We start from the raw sequence: 3,093 nt of genomic DNA, 5'->3' as shown, positions 1-3,093 counted from the left end.
CGACGAGCAACTCGCCGAAATTCTTGCGCATGCCGGTGAACTCGCCACAGTGCGAGCAACTTTGGGAACCCCGGCGGCGGGTAGCAGCCCGCAAGCCCTCGCAGCGAGGGAAGCTCACCTGGTGAGCAGCCGGTGGCTGGGGCGCGTCGAGCGTTCGCTGCTCACACGTGTAGCTGCGCTGTGGAGCTATCGTCGCCATCTGCTCGAGCTGCAGGAATCGATCACTGCCGGCGAATCTCTCGACAGGATTCACGACGGGGACCGGACCATCGAGGGCCTTCTGGTCAACTCGGCCGGCGATGATGTGGCGGCTTCGGCGATAGGTCAGTTGGCGACCGACCTCACAGACCTTCGGCGCGCCCGAGAGTCCGCGTTGGCGGAGCTACGCGGAGAGCTCTACGAATTCGAGGAGCGGGACTGATGGGGAGAAGTCACGACAGGATCAGCCCGGACCGCGGTAACGGCGTCTTCGACCCAGATCGGGGAGAGAGCGACATCGCCACCCGCAAAGAAGGTGCCTTGATTTCGGAACACGCGTACAGCACTCGCGGCGACATTCGCAGCGGAGCACGCGAACTCGACCATGCGACAGAGAACTTGCCCGGCCTCACCCGCGCAAGTCGAGACCTCAACCGGGCCTATCCACGCCCGACGCCGGCACCGATCGAGAACCAAAGGTTGCGCCGAGAGCTGCCGGCGGCGATCGAACTACGTCGCTCGCTGTCCGCGCGGCAGAAAAACGCACGCTCTGCCACCAAACGGGAGGTGCTCGATTCGATGCCGCAGGCGCAGTACAACGCACTGTCGGCGTTGACGTCGGATCCGAACGTCTGGAAGGAAACGAACAACGCGCTGTCTGCGGTTGCCGGCGATGCCGTTGAACTCGACGACGGCAGGCGTAAGCAGGTGCAGCGTGTCGACCGCGCTATTCAACGGTACGAACGTGAATCCGGCCGCGGACATCTCGTCTACACCTCTGTCAGCGTTCCCCATGCTGTGGTCAACCCGGCGGACTTGCCTGCCACGCTTCAACCCGGCACGGTGCTTTCCTTCGACCGGTTCACTGCAGCGACGCACTCGCTGCACGAGCTCGATTCCACCACTCGCCCGACAGATGTCGTCTTCGAGATCTCGACAGAGCGGGGGATGTACTACGGGCAGTCTTCACGGATGAACAACTCACATCATTTGCTTCCGAGAGGAATCCAATTGGACGTGGTGGGTGCACATTTCGCGCCGTACGAGCGACCTGGACAACAACCTGGCGAGCGCCTGATCGTGCAACTGACCGATCACAGACCCGAAGGAGAACAACGATGAGCAAAGACCAGACGGCGCGCCGTCGCCGGCCGGACCTGACATTTCATCCTGACATTCTCGGGATCCCGGCACAGTTCCGAGTCGTCGACACCCGCCGAGCGGAAGAAGCTGGCCCCGACAAAGCCGGTGACGCAGTCCGCGATATCGGCGCGCAAGAGAACTGAAGGACGCACACAAAAGAAAAGTCGGAGGCCACCACATGGTGTGCCCCCGACTCACCCGGTGCATTCTCAGTGCCGCCGACACTACCTCACGCGATCGACCAACTCGGCCAGTCCTGTCATTCGCCGGTGCCGAATCGGGGCAGCCTCTTGAAACTTGTGCACCCGAGCGCCGGCTGAATTTCCCGGGCTGACGGCGAAATGAAAGGAGCCTGAGCTGCAGGTTCTGTACGGAGGTGCGTGCACGGCGTCATCCAGTCCAGGTCCGGAGTTAGCGTGCGGCGATGCCGGACGCACCGCATCGGCTCGCCAGGAAAGGGAGACCATGACCACGCCGATCGAACCCCCCGATACAACTGTCGTCACGCTCGCCGCACGAGCCAGGGAAGCTGCCGCCGCAGCACGAAACGCGGCCGAAAAGGAAAAGCAGGACAGCTCCGAAACTCAAGGTGACGAAGACAGCGGTCGACTGATCGTGATGCTCGACGAATACCCCGCGTTTGTTCCTTCTGCGGATCCGAGCGAGGTGGCCGTGAATTTCGCCCGCAGAGTCAGTCTTTCATCCGTCGCACCTAACGCCGCCGAATTGATGTGGCCATCAGCAGAGACGAAAGAATGATGATGAGGCGCAAGGTCGCCACGTGTGTTGCCGCTGCGGGGCTTCTTATGACCGTGGTCTCGGGGTGCGCAGCGGTTGCTCAGGGAGGCCCCTGGACGGGAATGGAGACGAGTGCACCTGCTGCACCTCTCGTGGTCGCAGAAGTGGCCGGCGAGTCGACACCTCGCCTCGACGAATTGCTCGGATCGGTGACTGTCGTCGACAAGTTGCCGAATATCCCTGGTTACGAAAGGGGTTGCGGCACAGGCGAAAGGTGCGTTTTCGGAACCGCATGGACCGACAAGTACGACGGTCCTCTGGCCAGAAATGGTTGTGACACACGCAATGACGTCCTGAAACTTCAACTTGTAGATGTCGCATTCAAACCCGGAACGCGCGACTGCAAAGTCATCGCCGGCACGCTTCACGACCCGTACACCGGAACCGATATCGCGTTCTCCACGTCCAATCCTTCGGCTATTCAGATCGACCATGTCGTGGCACTTTCGAGAGCCTGGGATGCGGGGGCAGCGAATTGGACTCCGCAGCAAAGGGTGAACTTCGCCAACGACACGGACGTCAACTTGCTTGCCTCCCAAGGCAAAGCAAACCAATCGAAGTCAGATCAAGGCCTCGACACCTGGCTTCCCCCCAACGCTGCATTCCACTGTGACTACGCCATCAAATATCTCACCGTGGCCGCGAAATATCACCTGATGATCACTTCCGCCGATGCCGGCGCGGCGCGCACCGCCTGCGCACAGAAATGAGGAGAAGTAGATGAGTTCTACCGATGGTGATGATCACATCCGCTTGTCGAACGAAATCCTTGAAAGCAGACGACGAACCCGCCTCAGTCGGGCAATCGCGACGATAGGTTTCGCCGCAGGCGCCGCACTCACGGGAGGCGTGGTGACCGGCGCCTGGCTCTACTTTCTCGGCTTCTTCGCGTTGATCACAGTCGGCGTGGCCGTCGGCAACGGCATCAGTGGAGCCGTCGACCGGGGAGATCCG

The 3,093-nt window shown here is 61.4% G+C and carries 6 protein-coding genes; all 6 read left to right on the top strand.

Annotation, left to right across the window (positions count from 1 at the left end; translation table 11 throughout):
- On the top strand, positions 1 to 421 hold a 421-nt coding region (locus tag ACH4F2_RS35465; RefSeq protein WP_398136763.1), incomplete at its 5' end, for a hypothetical protein.
- The gene (locus ACH4F2_RS35460; RefSeq protein ID WP_209923493.1) at positions 421 to 1,320 is read left to right on the top strand and encodes a hypothetical protein; all 900 of its coding nucleotides are present in this window, start codon (positions 421 to 423) and stop codon (positions 1,318 to 1,320) included. The genes ACH4F2_RS35465 and ACH4F2_RS35460, both read left to right, overlap by 1 nt.
- Positions 1,317 to 1,484, top strand: a complete 168-nt coding sequence (locus ACH4F2_RS35455) for a hypothetical protein (RefSeq protein WP_157770399.1) — start codon at positions 1,317 to 1,319, stop codon at positions 1,482 to 1,484. Before ACH4F2_RS35460 ends, ACH4F2_RS35455 begins: the two co-directional genes overlap by 4 nt.
- A gap of 322 nt (positions 1,485 to 1,806) precedes the next feature.
- The gene (locus ACH4F2_RS35450; protein ID WP_003941812.1) at positions 1,807 to 2,100 is read left to right on the top strand and encodes a hypothetical protein; all 294 of its coding nucleotides are present in this window, start codon (positions 1,807 to 1,809) and stop codon (positions 2,098 to 2,100) included.
- Positions 2,101 to 2,201: 101 nt separating this feature from the next.
- Complete coding sequence (locus ACH4F2_RS35445) at positions 2,202 to 2,849, top strand: HNH endonuclease family protein (RefSeq protein WP_003941828.1); 648 nt, start codon at positions 2,202 to 2,204, stop codon at positions 2,847 to 2,849.
- 10 nt (positions 2,850 to 2,859) lie between these two features.
- Positions 2,860 to 3,093, top strand: a 234-nt coding sequence (locus tag ACH4F2_RS35440; protein ID WP_398136762.1) for a hypothetical protein, incomplete at its 3' end; no start/stop codon positions are given.

The sequence above is a fragment of the Streptomyces sp. NPDC017890 genome, assembly GCF_044328675.1.
In the GTDB taxonomy this organism is placed as follows: domain Bacteria; phylum Actinomycetota; class Actinomycetes; order Streptomycetales; family Streptomycetaceae; genus Streptomyces.
This window is presented reverse-complemented; position numbering and strand designations above follow the sequence as displayed.